The following is a 17,073-nucleotide window of genomic DNA, read 5'->3' on the forward strand; positions in this document are numbered from 1 at the left end:
CGGTGCGCGCCCGCCGTCCCCTCGATCCTCCGCCGGGTCCGGGGGCTCCGCAGGGCGGGGCCTCCGGCCCTGGCCGCCCCGTCGCGGGCCCTCCTAGCGTGGCCGCTCAGGCGGACTCTGGAGGTGCACGATGACCACGTCCCTCGACGAGACCCGGGTCGCCGCCTTCGGCGAGAAGCTGATCGGCACCTACGTCGGCGGCATGGTGACGCTGATGATCGACCTGGCGTCGCGGACGGCATCCTCCCGCTGACCGGCGAGCTGCCCGCGCGGCTGACCGACGGCGTCCGGGTCGCGGAGGTCGGCTGCGGCACCGGGCACGCGCTGAACCTGATGGCCCCGGCGTACCCGCGGTCGTCGTTCACCGGCTACGACCTGGCCGGGGACGCCATCGACCGGGCACGGGCGGAGGCCGCCGACTGGGGGCTGACCAACGTCTCGTTCGAGGTGCTCGACGTCGCCCGGCTGCCCAGCGACCCGCTGTCCACCGCGGTGTTCGCCTTCGACGCGATCCACGACCAGGCCGACCCGGCCGGCGTCCTGTCGCGGGTGCGCGCGGCGCTGGAGCCGGGCGGGTGGTTCGTGATGATGGACATCAAGGCGGCCTCCGCGCTGGAGGACAACGTGGGCAACCCCATGGCGCCCTGGCTGTACGGGATCAGCACGCTGCACTGCATGACCGTCTCGCTCGCCCAGGGCGGCGCCGGGCTGGGCACGGTGTGGGGCGAGCAGCTGGCCCGCCGGATGCTCGACGAGGCCGGGTTCGTCGACGTGGCCGTGCACGACGTGCCCGACGACCCGTTCGACTCGGTCTACGTGGCCCGCACACCGTAGGAGGACCCCGTCCTCCCCCCTCGTGGAAGGACCCCTTGCCCCCCGCTCGCAGGCTCGCGGCGGGACCCTGCAGGGAGCCAGCGGGGCCGGGACGGGGCCCTCCCTCAGGCGGGAGCCGCGTCGGTCAGCGGGAGCCGTACCTGGAAGCGGGTGTCGCCGGGCTCCGAGCACACCCGCAGGTCGCCGCCGTGCCGGGTGACGACGACGCGGTAGGACACGTCGAGGCCCAATCCGGTGCCCTGGCCGACCGGCTTGGTGGTGAAGAACGGCTCGAACACGCGCTGCCGCAGTTCCTCGGGGATCCCGGGGCCGGTGTCGGCGACCTCGACCAGCGCCCGGTCGCCGTCCCGGGCGGTGCGCAGGGTGAGCGTCCCCTCCCCCGCCATCGCGTCGAGCGCGTTGACGATCAGGTTGGTCCAGACCTGGTTGAGCTCCCCCGGGTAGCCGGGCACCGCGGGCAGCGACCGGTCGTAGTCCTTGACCACGCGCACCCCCGGCGGGATCTTGGCGCTGAGCATCACGAGCGTGGCGTCGAGCCCGGCGTGCAGGTCGGTGGGCTGGTACGGGGCGCGGTCGAGCTGCGAGTACTGGCGGGCGGCGTCGACCAGGCCGGAGATGCGGCCGGTGCTGTCGGTGATCTCGGCGAGCAACGACTCGGTCTCCACCGCGTAGGCCAGCCAGCGCAGCGCCGGCTCCAGGGCGGTGTCGTCGACCGCGTCGGCGACCCGCTGCAGGTCCGCGGGGCCGAGCCCGGCGCCGACGAAGACGCCGGCGAGCTCGTACGCGCCGCCGACGTCCCGCTCGTCGAGCCAGTCGCCGAGCTCGTCCTCCCGGTCGGCGCGCTCCAGCGCGGTGAGCTCCGGGGCGCCGGCCACCCGGGCCACCAGCTCCTCCTGCAGCCCGGTCAGCGCCCGCAGCACCGCGCCGTCGAGCCGGCCCTCCGACAGCAGGGCCAGCTTGTGGCGCATCCCGGCGAACCGGTCGCGCAGCGCCGCGGCGGCGCGCGACGCGGCGGCGGCCGGGTTGTTGAGCTCGTGGGTGAGCCCGGCGGTCAGCTTGCCCAGCGCCAGCAGCCGTTCCCGCTGCCCGACCAGCTCGGCGGTGTTGCGCTGGCCGACGAACAGGCCCTCCAGCAGGTGCACCGCCATCGGGTACCAGCGCCGGAACACGGCGGCGAACTCCGCGGCGGGCAGCTGCAGGAAGCGGCAGTCGGTGACGGCGCGGACCGTCGCCGGGTAGCGCTGCGGCAGCCGGTCGCCGAAGTAGAACTGCACCGCGCCGGAGTAGACGCCGCGGTGCGCCGTCCGCACGGTCTCGACCTCGCTGCCGCCCACCCGGCGGGACATGGCGAGCGTCCCGTCGAGCAGGACCGAGAAGCAGGTGGCCGCCTCGCCCTCGACCGACACCTCGGCGCCGGCCGGGAACGCGACGACGTCGCCGTGCTCGGCGACCCAGGCCAGCTGCTCGTCGTCCAGGTCGGCGAAGAGGAAGAGCTCGCGCAGCTCGGCCGGGCCGAGCCGCTCGGCCGCCGTCGTCACGTCTCCACCTCGCCGGCGCTCGTCGGACCCGTGCCGGGTCGTGCGCTGCACCCGGTCGACCTCGCCGTCTCGGTCATCTCTCCTCCAGGTAGCGGTGGACCAGCGTGACCGCCATGGCCCCCTCGCCGACGGCCGAGGCGACCCGCTTGACCGAGTCGGCCCGCACGTCCCCGGCGACGAAGACACCGGGCAGGCTGGTCTCCAGCAGGTACGGGTCGCGGTCGAGGTCCCAGCCGGCGGGACGGCGTCCTTCGCGCAGGAGGGCGGGCCCGGTCGGGATGAACCCGCGCTCGTCACGGACGACGGTGCCGTCGAGCCAGCCGGTGCGCGGCGCCCCGCCGATGAAGACGAACAGGTGGCTGGACGGCAGCGTCTCCCGCTCACCGGTCCGCGCGTCCTCCACGGTGATGGCCTCGAGGTGCCCGTCGCCCTGGGCGCGCACCACGCTGGTGCGGGTGCGCACCGAGATCGACGGGATGTCGGCGATCTGCTCGATGAGGTAGGCCGACATCGAGGCCTCCAGCGAGGGCCCGCGGACGAGCAGGCACACCGAGCGGGCGTAGCGGGAGAAGAACACCGCCGCCTGGCCCGCCGAGTTGGCCCCGCCCACGACGTACACGTCGCTGTCGGCGCACTGGGCGGCCTCGGTCATCGCCGAGCCGTAGTAGACGCCGCGGCCGCTCAGGTCGTCGACGCCGTCCACGCCCAGGCTGCGGTAGGAGACGCCGGTGGCCAGGACGACGGCGTGCGCGGCGATGCGCCGGCCGTCGTCGAGGCGCACCACGCGTTTGGGGCCGTGCGCCTCGAGCGCCACCACGTCACGGGCCAGCAGCAGCTCGGCACCGAACTTGACGGCCTGCCGGCGGGCGCGGTCGGCCAGCTGCCCGCCGGAGACGCCGTCGGGGAAGCCGAGGTAGTTCTCGATGCGGCTGCTCTGCCCGGCCTGCCCTCCGGTCGCCTCCCGCTCGACGAGCACGGTCCGCAGTCCCTCCGAGGCACCGTAGACGGCCGCGCCCAGCCCGGCCGGCCCACCACCGACGACCACCAGGTCGTAGAACTTCTCCCGCGGGTCGACGGCCAGACCCGCGACCGCGGCGAGCTCGGCCTCGCCGGGGTGCCGCAGCACCTGCGCGTCGGCGGTGACCACGACGGGGACGTCGTCCGGACCGGCGCCGGCCGCAGCGAGGATCCGCTGCCCGTCGGGCTCGTCGGCGTTGAACCAGCGGTAGGGGACGGCGTTGCGCGCCAGCAGGTCGCGGGCGCGGAAGGACGGCGCCGACCAGCGGTGGCCGACCAGCTTGACGCCGTGCACCTCGGGGTCGGGGGTGTCGTGCCAGGCGGTCAGCATCGCGTCGAGCGTGGGGAAGAGCTTCTCCTCGGGCGGGTCCCACGGCTTGAGCAGGTAGGCGTCGACGTCGACGTCGTTGATCGCCGCGATGGCCGCGTCGGTGTCGGCGTAGGCGGTGAGCAGCGCGCGCCGGGCCCGCGGGACCAGGTCCATCGCCTGCTCGAGGAACTCGATGCCGTTCATCTCCGGCATCCGGTGGTCGGCCAGCAGCACCGCCACCGGGTCGCCGCGCAGCTTCAGCTCCCGCAGCGCCTCGAGGGCCTCGGCACCGGAGCCGGCCCGCAGCACCCGGTACGCCTCGCCGTAGTGGCGGCGCAGGTCCCGGGCGACGGCGCGGGAGACGGCGGGGTCGTCGTCGACGGTGAGCAGCACGGGTCGGCCCATGGCGGCCTCCTGTCCGGGCCCGCCGTGGCGGGGAGGTGCGCTGGAGGACGGCGTCGTCGCCGGGTGCGGCCACGCTAGCCCGCACGGCCGCCGCCGCGACAGCCTGGCGAGACGCCGGTCCCCACGGCATCGGTGGCCGGGGCATCACCCCGGGAGCGCCCGCTTGTCGAACGGTTCGCCGAGGGGGGCGGTGCGGAGCCCGCCTGGTCCGGACGGCCCGGGCTCCCCACGGCCGTCGGCGCGGTCGGCGCCGGCCTCCGCCGCGGTGGGCGGCTCGGGCGCCGGGACCCGAGCGGGACCCGGCGACGTGAGCTGCAGGGTGCAGAACCGCCGCAGCAACGTGCGCCCGCCCCGGGAGAGGTCCCGGGTGACCGGCATGTACCGGCTGCTCTCGAACAGCGCGGGGTCGACCACCTCCAGGATGCGGCGCGCGAACGTGCGCACCGCCTCGGCGCTGGAGAGGTCGAGGACGTTGCTCATCCGCGGAGCGATCGCGTCGTACGTCGACAGGACGTTGGCGAAGACGAAGCCGAAGGTCAGCGCCTCGTCCGGAGTGGCGTCCGCCAGCTCGTCGTCGAAGGGCAGGGTGCGCACGCTGGTGAAGTCGGCGGTGGCGATGGGCAACGTGGCGGGTGGCACCGGGATGTCGCCCTCGCCGAACACGGTGAAGCCGAGATGCCGGTACCCGGGCTGCTCACCGCGGATCTCCAGGGTCGCCGTGCCGTCCTCCGCGACCGGGAGCACGGTCATCTCCCCCGAGAAGACGATGTCCTCCGCCTGCACGTAGGTGGCGACGAGGACGGACAGCGGCCGCGACGGAGGCTCGCCGCACTCCCGGGCACGGATCGCCAGCGTCCGGAGCTCGTCCTGGTCGAGGTAGACGTTGCAGTCGTCGCAGGACGCGGTGAGCCGCCGCTCGCCGAGCAGCTCCGTGCACCCGGCGGGCGCGTCCACCCGTATCGACAGCCGTCCGCGCGACAGCAGGGCGGCGACGTCCGGGCGGCCGGAGACGTCGACGTCCACGACCCCCGCCCGCGCCTCGTAGGCCGACCGGTCGTAGGCGGAGTACTCGACCCGCCCGATCCCGACGGCGCCGTCGTCGGTCTCCACGACGACCTCCAGCGGGCCGAAGTCCGCCTTCTCCGCGTCCCGGTCCAGCTCGGGGACCGTGTCCGCGAGGTCGAGGGACAACGTCCCCTCGTCGGGGTGGAACACCGCTGCGGCCGGGCCGGCCGCCGCTGGGCGACCGCCGGCGTTGCGCACCGGCACCGGTCCGGCGGAGAACAGCCGGCGCCCGTCCGGCACCGACTCGCTCTCCCCGTCCCACCACACCCCCAGCGTGCCCACCACCAGGCTGTACGCGGGGTTGGACACGGGCAGGCCCCGCTCGTGCAGGCGCTGCAGCTGGCCGAGGTCGGCCGCCGGCTCCAGCTCGTTGAGCACCCCATTCTGGAAGTACAGGGTCCGGTAGGTGCTCAGCCGCAGCACGAGACCACGGGCGCGCGGCTGGTCGAGGGCAGCGGCCAGGCGCCCGAGCAGCGGCGACCCGCCGGTGCGGCGGAGCTCGACGTCCGCCGTGGGGAAGACCGTCTGCCAGGCCGCGGACGCGCGACCGGCGATGGGCAGCTCGCCCAGGTTGCGACCGAAGTTCAGCCAGCGGGAGCTCATCCGGCGGCGCGGGCGGGCGCGGAGGTGGGGGCGGCCCGGGACGCCCACGGTGAGCTCGTCGAAGAAGAGCTGGGAGAGCACCCCGGCCGGGTCGATGTCGACCAGCTTGCCGACGAGGCCGACCGGTGCGCCGAGGACGCCGTCGCCGAGCAGGTCTCCCCCGTCGCGGGGAGCGAGTGATCCGCCGCTGACCTGCCCTCCCTCCAGCGCACACCGGTACGTGCCGAAGTAGTTCCAGTCGCCGCGCTCCACCGTGCTGGCGATCATGCGCTCGCGGAAGCAGGCGACCCGCTCCCCCGGCGCGAGCATCGCCCGGGCCGCCACGCCGTCGTAGACCGCCGGGTCGTTGTTGGACACGACCGGGTCCCACGACATCCCGCCGCGCAGGTGCAGTCGAGGGAACGACAGGACGCTCACACCGGCCTCCGGGCCTCGTCGAGGTGCGCCGTCACGAACGCCTCGGCCACCTTCAGCGACGCGGTGATGCGCCGCCGGACGTCGTCCTCGGCGCTGCCGGTGCTGGGCCCCAGGGCGGCGATCTGCGCGCGGGCGGTCGCGATCAGGTCCTGGTGGTGCGTCCAGCGGTCCGGCGCGAGGTCGGGCAGCGCGAGGGTGTAGGGCAGTTCGAAGGGAGCACCGGCCCGGCCCGCGCCGCCGGCCGTGCGCGGCAGCGTGGCGAGCAGCGGCCCCACGTCGGCGAGGACGAACATCTCGTCGAACGCCCGGAGCGCCAGGCCGTCCGCGGTGGCCCCCGCCCCGGTGAGCAGGCCGTGCTGGATCCAGGCGAGCAGCATGCGGTAGTGGTGGTTGAAGACCACCGCCCAGTCCCGGGCGTGCGGGTGGCTGATGAGACCCCCGTCGTCGGCGCCGGACGAGGACCCGACGGTCGGGTTCGTCGGGACCTCCAACGACGGACCGTCGCCGTCGACCGGCCAGCCGTCGAAGACGTCGACGAAGGCCAGGAAGTGGGAGTCGGCCACGGACCCCTCCCCCTCCCCCTGGTTCGCGACGTCGGCGAGGAGGCCGAGCGCCTCGGCGCGGGTGCGCACGGTGCGCAGGTACAGCGGGCCGTGCCCCACGTCGGCACGGAACCGCGAGGGGCGTGCCTGGAGCAGGTCGGCGGTGTCCGGTCGGAACACGGCGTCGGGGAGCCGGTCCTCGTCGCCGAACAGCTCGCTCAGCCGGTTGTACAGCGCACCGACGCGGTTGACCGGCCCGCCGTCCGGCCCACCGGTCGCCAGGCGCACCGCCTCGGCGATCAGCGCCGGGTCCACGCCGGACCGGGCCGGCATCTCCGCGACGACGTAGCGGGCGAGCGATGCGCGGTGCAGCCGCTCCAGGCGGAACGGGAAGGGGTAGAAGCCGCTCCGGAACGGGAAGTCCTCGCGGTCGAGGTTCAGCGGACCGCCGACGAACCGCAGCAGGTTCTGCACGTCGACGAGGTGCGCCATCTCCTCCCGGGCGATCCGGAGGATCGCCTGCCGCCAGCGCCGCACGCCGACCGGCCCGTCGGGGAGGGACCAGGCCGCGTAGAGGTACTGGACCATCAGCGCGTGCTCGACCTCGGCGGCCGTGTGCAGCAGGAAGACGGCCTCGTCGCGCGGCGCGAGCTCGGGGACGACCTCAAGGGTCAGGTCGGCCTCCGCCGCCGTCGCCGGGACGGCCGCCGTCTCGGCCCGGGCCGCCGGGACGGCCTCCCGAGCCCTGAACACGAGTGTGGCGCCGCGCTTCATCCGAACGTCCCCGATCGGCGACTCGAGCGGTTGACCCGGAGCCCCGCCAGGCTAGCGGCGGCGCCTGCTCCGGAGACCCTCCCCGCGTGCCCGAGGGTGCTCAGGTACCGGTGACCGGCTCGGGGAAGGTCTCCCGGACGGCGACCATGTCGAGCTCGCGGATGGTGGCGATGAGCAACTCGACGGAGTCCTCGGGCAGCCAACCCGGCTCGGCGAACACCGGCACGCCGTCGCGGAACACCATGAGGCTCGGCGCCCGCTCCACCCCGACCGCGGCGGCCAGCGCCGGCTCAGCGGGCAGGTCGACGGTGGTGAAGCGCAGGTCGGGGTGGCGCTGGGCCACGGTGTCGAAGACCTCGGCGAACGCGCGACTGGATCCCGACGCGGCATCACGGAAGTCGACCAGCACGATGCCCGCCGCCCGCGTCGCCGCCGCGAAGTCCGCCCCGGAGAGGCTCGTCGTCGCCATGCTGACCTCCGTCCCCTGCCCGAGTGTGCCCCGCCGGTCGCGCGACGGCTTCCGGGGACCCGCCCGACGTCCCTACGGTGGCCGACGTGAGGACGACCGTCGGGATCGACCCGTCGGTGCCGCCCAGCGGCACCGGCTGCGTGGAGTGCGAGGCCACGGGTGGGTGGTGGTTCCACCTGCGCCGGTGTGCGCAGTGCGGGCAGGTCGGCTGCTGCGACTCCTCGCCCTCACAGCACGCCCGCCGGCACGCCGCGGAGTCCGGGCACCCGGTCATCCGTAGTTTCGAGCCGGGTGAGAGCTGGTTCTGGGACTTCACCCGCGAGGACTTCGTGCCGGGCCCGGAGCTCGCGCCGCCGGAGCACCGGCCGTGGGACCAGCCGGCCCCCGGGCCGCGCGGCCGGGTCCCCGCCGACTGGCTGACCCACCTGCACTGACGACCGGAGACAGGCCGCACGGGGCCGGGCGTTCAGCGCACCGGGTCGGCCACGACGGCCCGAGTCGCCCGGCGCGGCGACGGGACGGCCCGGGCCGGTCGGTGGCGCAGCGCCCACTCAGTGACGGCGAGGTTGACCACCCAGCCGGCGAGCATCAGCAGGACCCGAGGGGTCCCACTCGGCTGGCCGGCCAGCAGCACCCACGGCAGGTGGGTCAGCACCTGGGTCCCGGCGCCGAGTCCGATCGCGTAGCCGCGCGCCATCCAGGCCCGGTGGCCGTCGACGTCCCGACGGCGGATGGCGGCGACGCCGAGGACGATGCAGCCCGCCATCGCCGCGCCGAAGAACAGGCGGATCGGCGTCAGCAGGACGTCGTCCGCGGGCGGGCGGGGGAAGGAGAGCGTCATCCACAGGCCCGACAGCGCCGCGGCGAGACCGCTGAGGACGAGGAGTCGACCGGCCCGGCGGTGCCAGCCGGGCCGACGGCGACGGAAGGCGGGGGCGAACTGGAAGGCCCCGAGGAGGCAGAACACGCTCGCGCCCACGATGTGCACCAGCACGGGGACCGGCGACGCGAGGAACCGGGCGTTGTCCGCCGTGACCCCCGCACCGCCGGTGAGCTCGCCGACCCGGGCCGCGCCGGCGAGCACCGGGACGGCGCTGAGCAGGAGGAGTCCGGCGGGGACCGACCACTGTCGCGCGGGGCTGGAGGAGGTCACGGGCGTCGCCCTTCGGGCCAGGAGGCGTACAGCGTACACCTCGGTGCCGGAACCGTAGGTGTACGGTGTACACGTGTCAAATCCCCCGCCCCGCGCCCGGCTGAACCGGGACCGGGTGCTGCGCGCGGCGGTGGAGCTCGCCGACGAGGTCGGCATCGAGGCACTGAGCATGCGGTCGCTCGCCCAGCGGATCGGCGTGGTGCCGATGGCGCTCTACAAGCACGTGACGAACAAGGAGGAGCTGCTCGACGGGATGGTCGACGTCGTCGTCGGCGACATCGAGCCCCCGGCGCCCGGCGCCGACTGGAAGGACGCCGTCCGACAACGGGTCCTGTCCGCCCGGGCCTCCCTGCTGCGGCACCCCTGGGCCGCCCAGGTGGTCGAGTCGCGCACCGCCGCCTCACCGGTGGTGCTCGACCACATGGAGGCCCTCGTCGCGGCGTTCCGGGCCGGCGGCTTCTCCGTCGACCTCACCCACCACGCGATGCACGCCCTCGGCACGCGGATGTGGGGCTTCACCCAGGACGTCTTCCCCACCCCGGCGACACCCGCGGACCCGGGCGAGCGAGCGGCGATGCTGGGCCGGTTCGCCGCGCGGTACCCCGCCATCGTCGAGATGGCCTCGACCACCGAGCGCTGTGACGACCAGTTCGAGTTCGAGTTCGCGCTCGACCTGCTGCTCGACGGCTTCGAGCGGCTCCACCACCAGGGCTGGACTCCTGCCGGACCGCCCTGACGGGTGACACGGTGGCCCCGTGGCGGTGGAAGTGCTCTTCGCGGGGATCGCGGTGGCCGACTTCACCCGTGCGGCGGAGTGGTACGGCCGGCTGTTCGGGCGGGACGCCGACGTCGTGGCGCACGACCGGGAGGTCCTGTGGCGGGTGACCGGGACCGGGTGGCTCTACGTGGTCGAGGACGCCGCGCGCCGGCCGCGGTCTCGCCGCCATCGAGGTCCGCGACCTGGACGACGCGGTGACCGACCTGGGCAGGCGCGGCATCCACTGCGGCCCCGTCACGGCCGAGGGCGCCGGGGCGCGCGAGGCCGTGGCGACCGACCCCGAGGGGGACACGATCGCGCTCATCGAGGTCGCCGGCGCCTGACCCGCGGCGTGTGCGCCCCCAGGCCACACCGCGTGCAGGGCGACGATGCGGCGCCGGCGGCGCGGCCGCGGCGGGATCAGTGGGCGGTGAGGTGGGCGACGACGAGGTCACCGAGCAGCCGGCGCTGGTGCTCGCGCCGCTCGGGGTCGAGCATGTCCCGGCCGAAGAGGGCCCGCCAGGTGTGCCGGTTCGCCGTCCGGAAGATGCAGTAGGCGCTGATCACCTGGTGCACGTCCAGGGCGTCGACATCGTCCCGGAAGACCCCGGCGTCCCAGCCGCGCTCGAGGATCCGGCCGAGGACGTCGAGCGCGGGGTTCGCCAGCCCGGACAGCGCCTCGGAGCGGGCGATGTGCTCGGCCCGGTGGATGTTCTCGATGCTCACCAGCCGGATGAACTCCGGATGGGCCTCGTGGTGGTCGAAGGTCAGACCGGCCAGCTCGCGCACCGCCTGGACCGGGTCGAGGTGCTCGACGTCGAGCTGCTGCTCCAGGCTGCGGATCCGGCTGTACGCCCGCTCCAGGACGGCGACGTAGAGCTGCTCCTTGCCGCCGAAGTAGTAGTAGATCATCCGCTTGGTCGTGCGGGTCTTCGCGGCGATCTCGTCCACCCGCGCCCCGGCGTAGCCCCGGTCGGCGAACTCGCTGGTGGCCACGTCGAGGATCTCGGCACGGGTGCGCTCGGCGTCACGCTGGCGCACCGGAGCGGGCTCGGGACCCGCCGGCACGGTGGCGTCGTCGGGCAGCGGCTGAGCGGCGGACGGCGGCACGACGGCGGAACCTCCCGGCGGTGGGCTGGTCCCCGAGCCTAGGCGGCCGGGCCGACGCACTGTCGGCCCGGCCGCCCGGGACGGCCCTCCTGCAGGGGCCCGCCGCGAGCCCGCGAGTGGCGGGGGCAGGAGGGTCCTCTTTCAGGCGGAGGCGCGGATGCGCTCGTACTCCTCGCGCGGCACCACGGGGGCGTCGTCGCGACCCAGGTCGTTCATATGCACCCGGTGGGTCTCCCGGGCCGACCAGGCGGCCGTGGCCGCGATGATCCCGACGCCGAAGGTGATGCCGCCGACGATCAGCGGCACGTTCGACCCGCCCGGGGCGACGATCGCGTAGAGGGCGGGGAGGAACGCGGTGATCATGGTGCCCAGGTTCTGCGAGACCGCGAAGGCCGTGACGCGGGTCCGGGTCGGGAACAGCTCCTGGTAGAAGGCCGGGAAGACCGCGTTGTAGCCCTGGTAGACCACACCCCACATGAGGATCGCGAGGACGAAGGCCCCCACCACCGACCCCTGGCTGATCGCGTACAGGTAGGCGAAGGACAGCGCCGTCGAGCCCAGCGCACCGACGATGATGCACGGCCGTCGGCCGATGCGGTCGGACAGGTTGCCGACGAAGGGGATCAGCAGCACGGCGACCGCGTTGCCTACCACGGAGATCCACAGGTAGGTGGAGGCGCTGAAGCCGATGCCGTAGGCCTCCTCGTTGGTGGCGTAGGTGGCGCCGAACACGGTGGTCGCCACCGGGACGGCGTTCATCAGCGCCATGCAGACGACGCGGAGCATGTCCCTGCCGCTCTCCCGGACGGCCTGCACGATCGGGGCCTTGGGCACCTCGCCGTGCGCGGCCTCCTCCTGGAAGACCGGGGTTTCGTCGACCCGGCGCCGGATGACGTAGCCGGCGATCACGACCAGGGCGGACAGCAGGAACGGGATGCGCCAGCCCCATGACTCGAACGCCGCCTCGGGCAGCAACGCTGCCAGCGGCAGGAACACCGCGGCGGCGAGGATCTGCCCGGCCTGCACGCCCTGCAGGGTGTAGCTGGCGTAGTAGCCGCGCCGGCCGAAGGGCGCGTGCTCGACGATCATCGCGCTGGCGCCGGAGATTTCCCCGCCGACGGCGAAGCCCTGGACCAGCCGCAGCAGCACCAGCAGCGCCGGGGCCAGCAGGCCGACCTGCTGGTAGGTGGGCAGCAGCGCCACGAGGAACGTGGACGCGCCCATCAGCAGCATGCACAGCACCAGCACGTTCTTGCGCCCGTGGGTGTCACCCCAGTGGCCGAGCACGAACGCGCCGATCGGCCGGGCCACGTAGCCCACGCCGAAGGTGGCCAGCGCGACGATGATGCCGATCTGCGGGTTGGACTCCGGGAAGAAGATCGTCGGGAACACCAGGGCCGCGGCCTGGGCGTAGATGAAGAAGTCGTAGTACTCCAGCGCGCTGCCCATCCAGCCGCTGGCCGCCGCCTTCCTGGGCGACTTTTGGAACTCACGGGGCTCGTGCGAGCCGGGCTCGGCCACTGCGTCGCGCATCGGTCCTCCTGAGCGGGACGGGGGGCGCCGGGGGGCGCGGGACGGCGGTGCTCGGTGCGAGAGCGAGCGCGGTGACCGGCACCACGTCCGCAATGAACTAATTGGTACATTAGCGTGGCGTAGAGCACAAGCCCCGCTCGCCGACGGCTCCGGACCGCCGGCGGAGGCTGGCGCCGGGCCGCCGGATGTGGTCTGCTGCACAACAACTCACCATTTGGTACATACAGGGGGCGGTCCCGTGACGGGCGATGCGCAGGGTTTCCTGGTCGGTCTGGTCGGCAGCGGCATCGGCCCGTCGCTCACCCCGCCGCTGCACGAGCGCGAGGCCGACGAGCTGGGCCTGCGGTACCTCTACCGGCGCCTGGACCTCGACCGGCTGCAGAAGCCGGCGACGGCGATCGGCGAGATCCTCGCCGCCGCGCGGCTGGCCGGCTACGACGGACTCAACGTCACCCACCCCTGCAAGCAGCTGGTCATCCCGCACCTCGACGACCTCTCCGCGGACGCCGCGGCCCTGGGTGCGGTGAACACCGTCGTGCTCCGCGACGGCCGCGCGGTGGGGCACAACACCGACTGGTCGGGCTTCGCCCGGGCCTTCGACCGCGGCCTGCCCGAGGCCCCGCTGGACCGGGTGGTGCTGCTCGGCGCCGGCGGCGCCGGGGCGGCGGTCGCCCACGCGCTGCTCACCCTCGGCACCCGACGACTCACCGTCCTCGACGTCGACGTGCAGCGGGCGGTGGAGCTGGCCAGCTCCCTGCGCGCGCGGTTCGGGGACACCCGCGCCACCGGCGGCAACCTGGCCACCCTGCCGGTCGCGCTCGGCGACGCCGACGGGCTGGTGCACGCCACGCCCACCGGCATGGCCGCCCACCCGGGCCTGCCGCTGGACGCCGGCCTGCTGCGACCCGACCTGTGGGTGGCCGACATCGTCTACCGCCCGCTGGAGACCGCGCTGATCCGCACCGCCCGCGAGCTGGGTTGCCGGGTGCTCGACGGCGGCGGCATGGCGGTGTTCCAGGCCGTCGACGCCTTCCGGCTGTTCACCGGGGTCGAGCCCGACGCCGACCGGATGCTGGCCCACTTCACTACGCTGGTCTCCGGCACCCGTGTCGGCTGAGGAAGGACCCCCTGCCCCCCGCCACTCGCAGACTCGCGGCGGGACCCTGCAGGGGGCCGCCCGTTCTCCCCAGCGACCACGCCGGGCCATCGCCACGGTGTGCCTCTCCGGCACCCTCGAGGACAAGATCGCCGCCGCGGCCGCCGCCGGGTTCGACGGCATCGAGGTCTTCGAGCCCGACCTCGTGGCCTCGCCGTGGTCCCCGGCCGAGCTGGCCGCCCACTGCGCGGACCTCGGCCTGTCCATCGACCTCTACCAGCCCTTCCGCGACCTGGACTCCACCGACCCCGACCGCTTCACCCGCAACCTCCGCCGGGCCGAGCGCAAGTTCGACGTGATGGCCGCGCTCGGCGTCGACACCGTGCTGGTCTGCTCCTCGGTCGCGCCGGACGCCGTCGAGGACGCCGACCGGCTGGCCGGGCAACTGGCCACCGCCGCCGCCCGCGCCAGCGAGCGCGGCCTGCGGATCGCCTACGAGGCGCTGGCCTGGGGCCGGCACGTCTCGACGTGGGAGCGGTCGTGGGACGCCGTCCGCCGTGCGGACTCCCCCGCTCTCGGGCTGTGCCTGGACAGCTTCCACGTGCTCTCCCGCGGGGGCGACCCGGCCGGCTTCGCCGACGTCCCCGGGCAGAAGCTGTTCTTCCTGCAGCTGGCCGACGCGCCGCGGCTGGCCATGGACGTGCTGCAGTGGAGCCGCCACCACCGCCTCTTCCCCGGCCAGGGCGCCTTCGACCTGCCCGGCTTCGTCGCCGCGGTGCTCGCCACGGGCTACGCCGGGCCGCTGTCGCTCGAGGTCTTCAACGACGTCTACCGGCAGTCCGACCCGGTCCGGACGGCTGTGGACGCGATGCGCTCGCTGCAGTGGCTGGAGGAGGGGCTCGCGCTGCGCGACCCGGCGTCCGACCTGCCCCCGCCGCCGGCCGCGCCGGCTCTGTCGGGCTGGTCGTTCACCGAGCTCGGCGTCGACGGCGTCTCGGGTCCGCGGGTTGCCGGGGTGCTCACCGCGCTCGGCTTCACCCACACCGGCCAGCACCGCTCGAAGCCGGTGCAGCTGTGGGAGCAGGGCCGCGCCCGAGTGCTCCTCAACGCCTCCGTGGTGCGCCCGGCCGCGGCCGGCGTCGCCTCGGTCGCCGCGCTGGGGCTGGAGAGCGCCGACCCCGGCCGCTCGGCCGCCCGCGCCGAGGCCATGAGCGCCCCGGTCCTCCCGCGCACCCGCGGGGCCGCCGAGGCCGAGCTGTCGGCCGTGGCCGCACCCGACGGTACGCAGGTCTTCTTCACCCGCACCGTCCCCGACGGCTGGCCGGCGGACTTCCTGCCCACCGGGGAGCAGGTCGGGCCCGGTGCGGGGATCACCGATGTCGACCACGTGGGGCTGACCCAGCCGTTCGACTCCTTCGACGAGGCGGGGCTGTTCTACCGCGCCGTCCTCGGGCTGGAGCCGCAGGAGGTCACCGAGCTGGCGGCCCCCTTCGGCCTCGTGCGCACCCGCGCGGTCACCGACCCGGCGCGGTCGGTGCGGCTGGCGCTGTCGGCAGCGGCGCTGCGACGCGGCGGCTGGGCGCCCGGCGTCCCCGAGCCGCAGTACGTCGCCCTCGCCACCGACGACGTGGTCACGACGGCGCGCCGGCTGCGCGCGGCGGGCGCCCCGCTGCTGCCGCTGCCGGCCAACTACGCCGACGACCTCGAGGCCCGCTTCGACCTGCCGGCCGACGTGCTGGCCGCGGTCCGCGAGCACGGGCTGATGTACGAGGAGGACGGCGCCGGCGGCTACCTGCACCTGGCCACGGAGGTGCTCGGCGACCGGGTGTTCTTCGAGGTGGTGCAGCGGCTCGGCGGCTACGACGGCTACGGCACCGCCGACGCGCCCGTGCGGATGGCGGCCCACCGCCGCCGGCGCCAGGCGGCCGTCGTCCCCGCGCTGCCTTGATCCGCCGGCTCCGTCCCGGGTCCCGCTCTGAGCCTGCGCAGCGTGGGAGGGGACGGGGTCCCCTCAGCCGGCGCGGAGGTGGGTGTCGAGGAAGCGCAGGATCCGCGCCCAGGCGTCCTCGGCCGACGGGTGGTGGTAGTCGAGGCCGGCCACCCGCTCCAGGACGGCGAAGGGCCCGGTGTCGTGCCGGTTCATGAACGAGTGCCCGGCGTCGGGGTACTCGTGGACGTCGTGCGGCACGCCGAGCCCGGTGAGCACCCGCTCCAGCCGCTGCGCCGCCCCGCGGAGAGCGCGGTCCCTCCTGCCGTAGCTGGCCACCACTGGGCAGGCGCCCGCCAGCACCCGCTCGGCGTCCTTGGGCAGCATCCCGTAGTTCGGCGCGGCGACGTCGAAGCCGCGGGTGGCCGCCAGCAGGGCGAACCCGCCGCCCATGCAGAAGCCGACGACGCCGATCCGGCCGGTGCAGTCCTCCCGGCCGGCCAGCCAGCCGCGGGCCGCCTCCAGGTCGCCGAAGGCCGGGCCGTCCTGGCGGAGCAGGTCGCCGAAGGTGCGCCTCAGGCAGCGCACGGCGCCGCCGGCGCTGAACAGGTCGGGGGCCAGGGCGAGGTAGCCCGCGGCGGCGAGCCGGTCGGCCTGCTGGCGGGTGTCGTCGTTCAACCCGAACGCCTCGTGCACCACCACCACGCCCGGCCACGGCCCCTGCCCCACCGGCGGGACGGCGAGGTGCGCGCGCAGGTGCGGAGCGCTCACCGCGCCGGGGATGGTCGTCTCGGGCACGGACGGCTCCTGTCGTCGTCGGCCGGGTCGGAGCCCCGGACGCTACCCAGCGGACCAACCTCCGGCAGCCCGGGAGGAGGAGCCGTGCAGGCACGCACCCGCCGCCGGCCGTGGACACGGGCGGCCGTCCTCGGCGGCGGCGCGCACGTGCTCTACGAGCTGCTGGCCGGCGTGGGCATGCCGTTCGCGGGGCCGGCCGGACCGGTGCCCGCCGCGGCGTGGTGGGCCGGCAGCACCGCCGTCGGCGTCCGGGAGGCGGGACGGCGGCCGGCGTCCTGGGACCCGGTCTTCGCCGTCGTCGACGGGGTGTACCTGTCCGCGGTGGTGGCTCACCTGACCGGCTGGCCCCGCGTCCGCCCGTGGCTACCGTGGCTCGCCGAGTGCGAGGGCCTGCGCGGGCCGGTGGTGCACCCGTACGACGTCGTCCTGCACGTCTCGGGGGTCGCGGCCGTCGGCGGACTGCTGGAGAACCGCCGCGGGCTCGTCGGGACGCTGGTCGTGCCGGTCGTCGTCCCGTGGCTGGTGGGGGCTCAGCACCGCGGGTACCGGCGACTCCTCGCGTGGTTCCGGCGGCAGCCGGGGTGGTGGAACCGCCGGTTGCGACGGCGTGGCGCCGGCTGACGCAGCAGCGTCTTCCCCGCCACTCCCCTGCGCATGGCCGCCTAGCAACCGTCAGCGACGAGGCGCCACCTCTCCGTGTGACCGTTCCCCAGGGGCCTTCCGAA

The 17,073-nt window shown here is 74.8% G+C and carries 17 protein-coding genes; 8 read left to right on the forward strand and 9 right to left on the reverse strand.

What is annotated here, in order from left to right:
• The first annotated feature begins 130 nt into the window (after window positions 1–130).
• Both ACU610_RS09595 and ACU610_RS09600 read left to right on the forward strand, forming a co-directional pair.
• Complete coding sequence (locus ACU610_RS09595) at window positions 131–253, forward strand: hypothetical protein (RefSeq protein ID WP_446770772.1); 123 nt, start codon at window positions 131–133, stop codon at window positions 251–253.
• An 8-nt stretch (window positions 254–261) separates the two neighbouring features.
• Window positions 262–834: a class I SAM-dependent methyltransferase gene (locus ACU610_RS09600; protein WP_446770714.1), complete on the forward strand. Its 573-nt coding sequence runs from the start codon at window positions 262–264 to the stop codon at window positions 832–834.
• A gap of 104 nt (window positions 835–938) precedes the next feature.
• Here ACU610_RS09600 and ACU610_RS09605 read toward each other — a convergent pair whose 3' ends face one another.
• The 5 genes from ACU610_RS09605 to ACU610_RS09625 form a co-directional block, all read right to left on the reverse strand.
• Window positions 939–2,372 (reverse strand): ATP-binding protein, encoded by a 1,434-nt coding sequence (locus ACU610_RS09605; RefSeq protein ID WP_446767475.1) that lies wholly within the window; start codon window positions 2,370–2,372, stop codon window positions 939–941.
• A gap of 73 nt (window positions 2,373–2,445) precedes the next feature.
• Window positions 2,446–4,104: an FAD-dependent oxidoreductase gene (locus tag ACU610_RS09610; RefSeq protein ID WP_446767476.1), complete on the reverse strand. Its 1,659-nt coding sequence runs from the start codon at window positions 4,102–4,104 to the stop codon at window positions 2,446–2,448.
• A gap of 144 nt (window positions 4,105–4,248) precedes the next feature.
• Window positions 4,249–6,189, reverse strand: coding sequence for a hypothetical protein (locus ACU610_RS09615; protein WP_446767477.1), 1,941 nt, complete (start codon window positions 6,187–6,189; stop codon window positions 4,249–4,251).
• Window positions 6,186–7,505, reverse strand: coding sequence for a ferritin-like domain-containing protein (locus ACU610_RS09620; RefSeq protein WP_446767478.1), 1,320 nt, complete (start codon window positions 7,503–7,505; stop codon window positions 6,186–6,188). Before ACU610_RS09620 ends, ACU610_RS09615 begins: the two co-directional genes overlap by 4 nt.
• A 100-nt stretch (window positions 7,506–7,605) precedes the next feature.
• Window positions 7,606–7,974 carry a thioredoxin family protein gene (locus ACU610_RS09625; RefSeq protein WP_446767479.1) on the reverse strand — a complete coding sequence of 123 codons (369 nt, stop codon included), beginning with the start codon at window positions 7,972–7,974 and terminating at the stop codon, window positions 7,606–7,608.
• An 86-nt stretch (window positions 7,975–8,060) separates the two neighbouring features.
• Here ACU610_RS09625 and ACU610_RS09630 point away from each other — a divergent pair, with 86 nt between their 5' ends.
• Window positions 8,061–8,408, forward strand: a complete 348-nt coding sequence (locus ACU610_RS09630; protein WP_446767480.1) for a UBP-type zinc finger domain-containing protein — start codon at window positions 8,061–8,063, stop codon at window positions 8,406–8,408.
• 32 nt (window positions 8,409–8,440) lie between these two features.
• Here ACU610_RS09630 and ACU610_RS09635 read toward each other — a convergent pair whose 3' ends face one another.
• Window positions 8,441–9,127, reverse strand: a complete 687-nt coding sequence (locus ACU610_RS09635; protein WP_446767481.1) for a DUF2306 domain-containing protein — start codon at window positions 9,125–9,127, stop codon at window positions 8,441–8,443.
• 73 nt (window positions 9,128–9,200) lie between these two features.
• On the opposite strand from ACU610_RS09635, the gene ACU610_RS09640 reads away from it, so the two are divergent.
• The gene (locus tag ACU610_RS09640; RefSeq protein ID WP_446767482.1) at window positions 9,201–9,863 is read left to right on the forward strand and encodes a TetR/AcrR family transcriptional regulator C-terminal domain-containing protein; all 663 of its coding nucleotides are present in this window, start codon (window positions 9,201–9,203) and stop codon (window positions 9,861–9,863) included.
• 236 nt (window positions 9,864–10,099) lie between these two features.
• Window positions 10,100–10,228: a hypothetical protein gene (locus ACU610_RS09645; RefSeq protein ID WP_446767483.1), complete on the forward strand. Its 129-nt coding sequence runs from the start codon at window positions 10,100–10,102 to the stop codon at window positions 10,226–10,228.
• A gap of 76 nt (window positions 10,229–10,304) precedes the next feature.
• On the opposite strand, the gene ACU610_RS09650 is transcribed toward ACU610_RS09645, so the two are convergent.
• Entirely contained in the window at window positions 10,305–10,994 is a 690-nt protein-coding gene (locus tag ACU610_RS09650) for a TetR/AcrR family transcriptional regulator (RefSeq protein ID WP_446767484.1), read from the reverse strand.
• 141 nt (window positions 10,995–11,135) lie between these two features.
• Complete coding sequence (locus tag ACU610_RS09655) at window positions 11,136–12,527, reverse strand: MFS transporter (protein ID WP_446767485.1); 1,392 nt, start codon at window positions 12,525–12,527, stop codon at window positions 11,136–11,138.
• 238 nt (window positions 12,528–12,765) lie between these two features.
• Here ACU610_RS09655 and ACU610_RS09660 point away from each other — a divergent pair, with 238 nt between their 5' ends.
• Window positions 12,766–13,644 (forward strand): shikimate dehydrogenase, encoded by an 879-nt coding sequence (locus ACU610_RS09660; RefSeq protein ID WP_446767486.1) that lies wholly within the window; start codon window positions 12,766–12,768, stop codon window positions 13,642–13,644.
• 97 nt (window positions 13,645–13,741) lie between these two features.
• The gene (locus ACU610_RS09665) at window positions 13,742–15,571 is read left to right on the forward strand and encodes a TIM barrel protein (RefSeq protein ID WP_446767487.1); all 1,830 of its coding nucleotides are present in this window, start codon (window positions 13,742–13,744) and stop codon (window positions 15,569–15,571) included.
• 63 nt (window positions 15,572–15,634) lie between these two features.
• Here ACU610_RS09665 and ACU610_RS09670 read toward each other — a convergent pair whose 3' ends face one another.
• Window positions 15,635–16,348 carry a dienelactone hydrolase family protein gene (locus tag ACU610_RS09670; RefSeq protein WP_446767488.1) on the reverse strand — a complete coding sequence of 238 codons (714 nt, stop codon included), beginning with the start codon at window positions 16,346–16,348 and terminating at the stop codon, window positions 15,635–15,637.
• Between the two features lie 84 nt (window positions 16,349–16,432).
• Here ACU610_RS09670 and ACU610_RS09675 point away from each other — a divergent pair, with 84 nt between their 5' ends.
• Window positions 16,433–16,969, forward strand: a complete 537-nt coding sequence (locus tag ACU610_RS09675) for a hypothetical protein (protein ID WP_446767489.1) — start codon at window positions 16,433–16,435, stop codon at window positions 16,967–16,969.
• Window positions 16,970–17,073: the final 104 nt, after the last annotated feature.

Source organism: Geodermatophilus sp. URMC 61 (genome assembly GCF_052931555.1).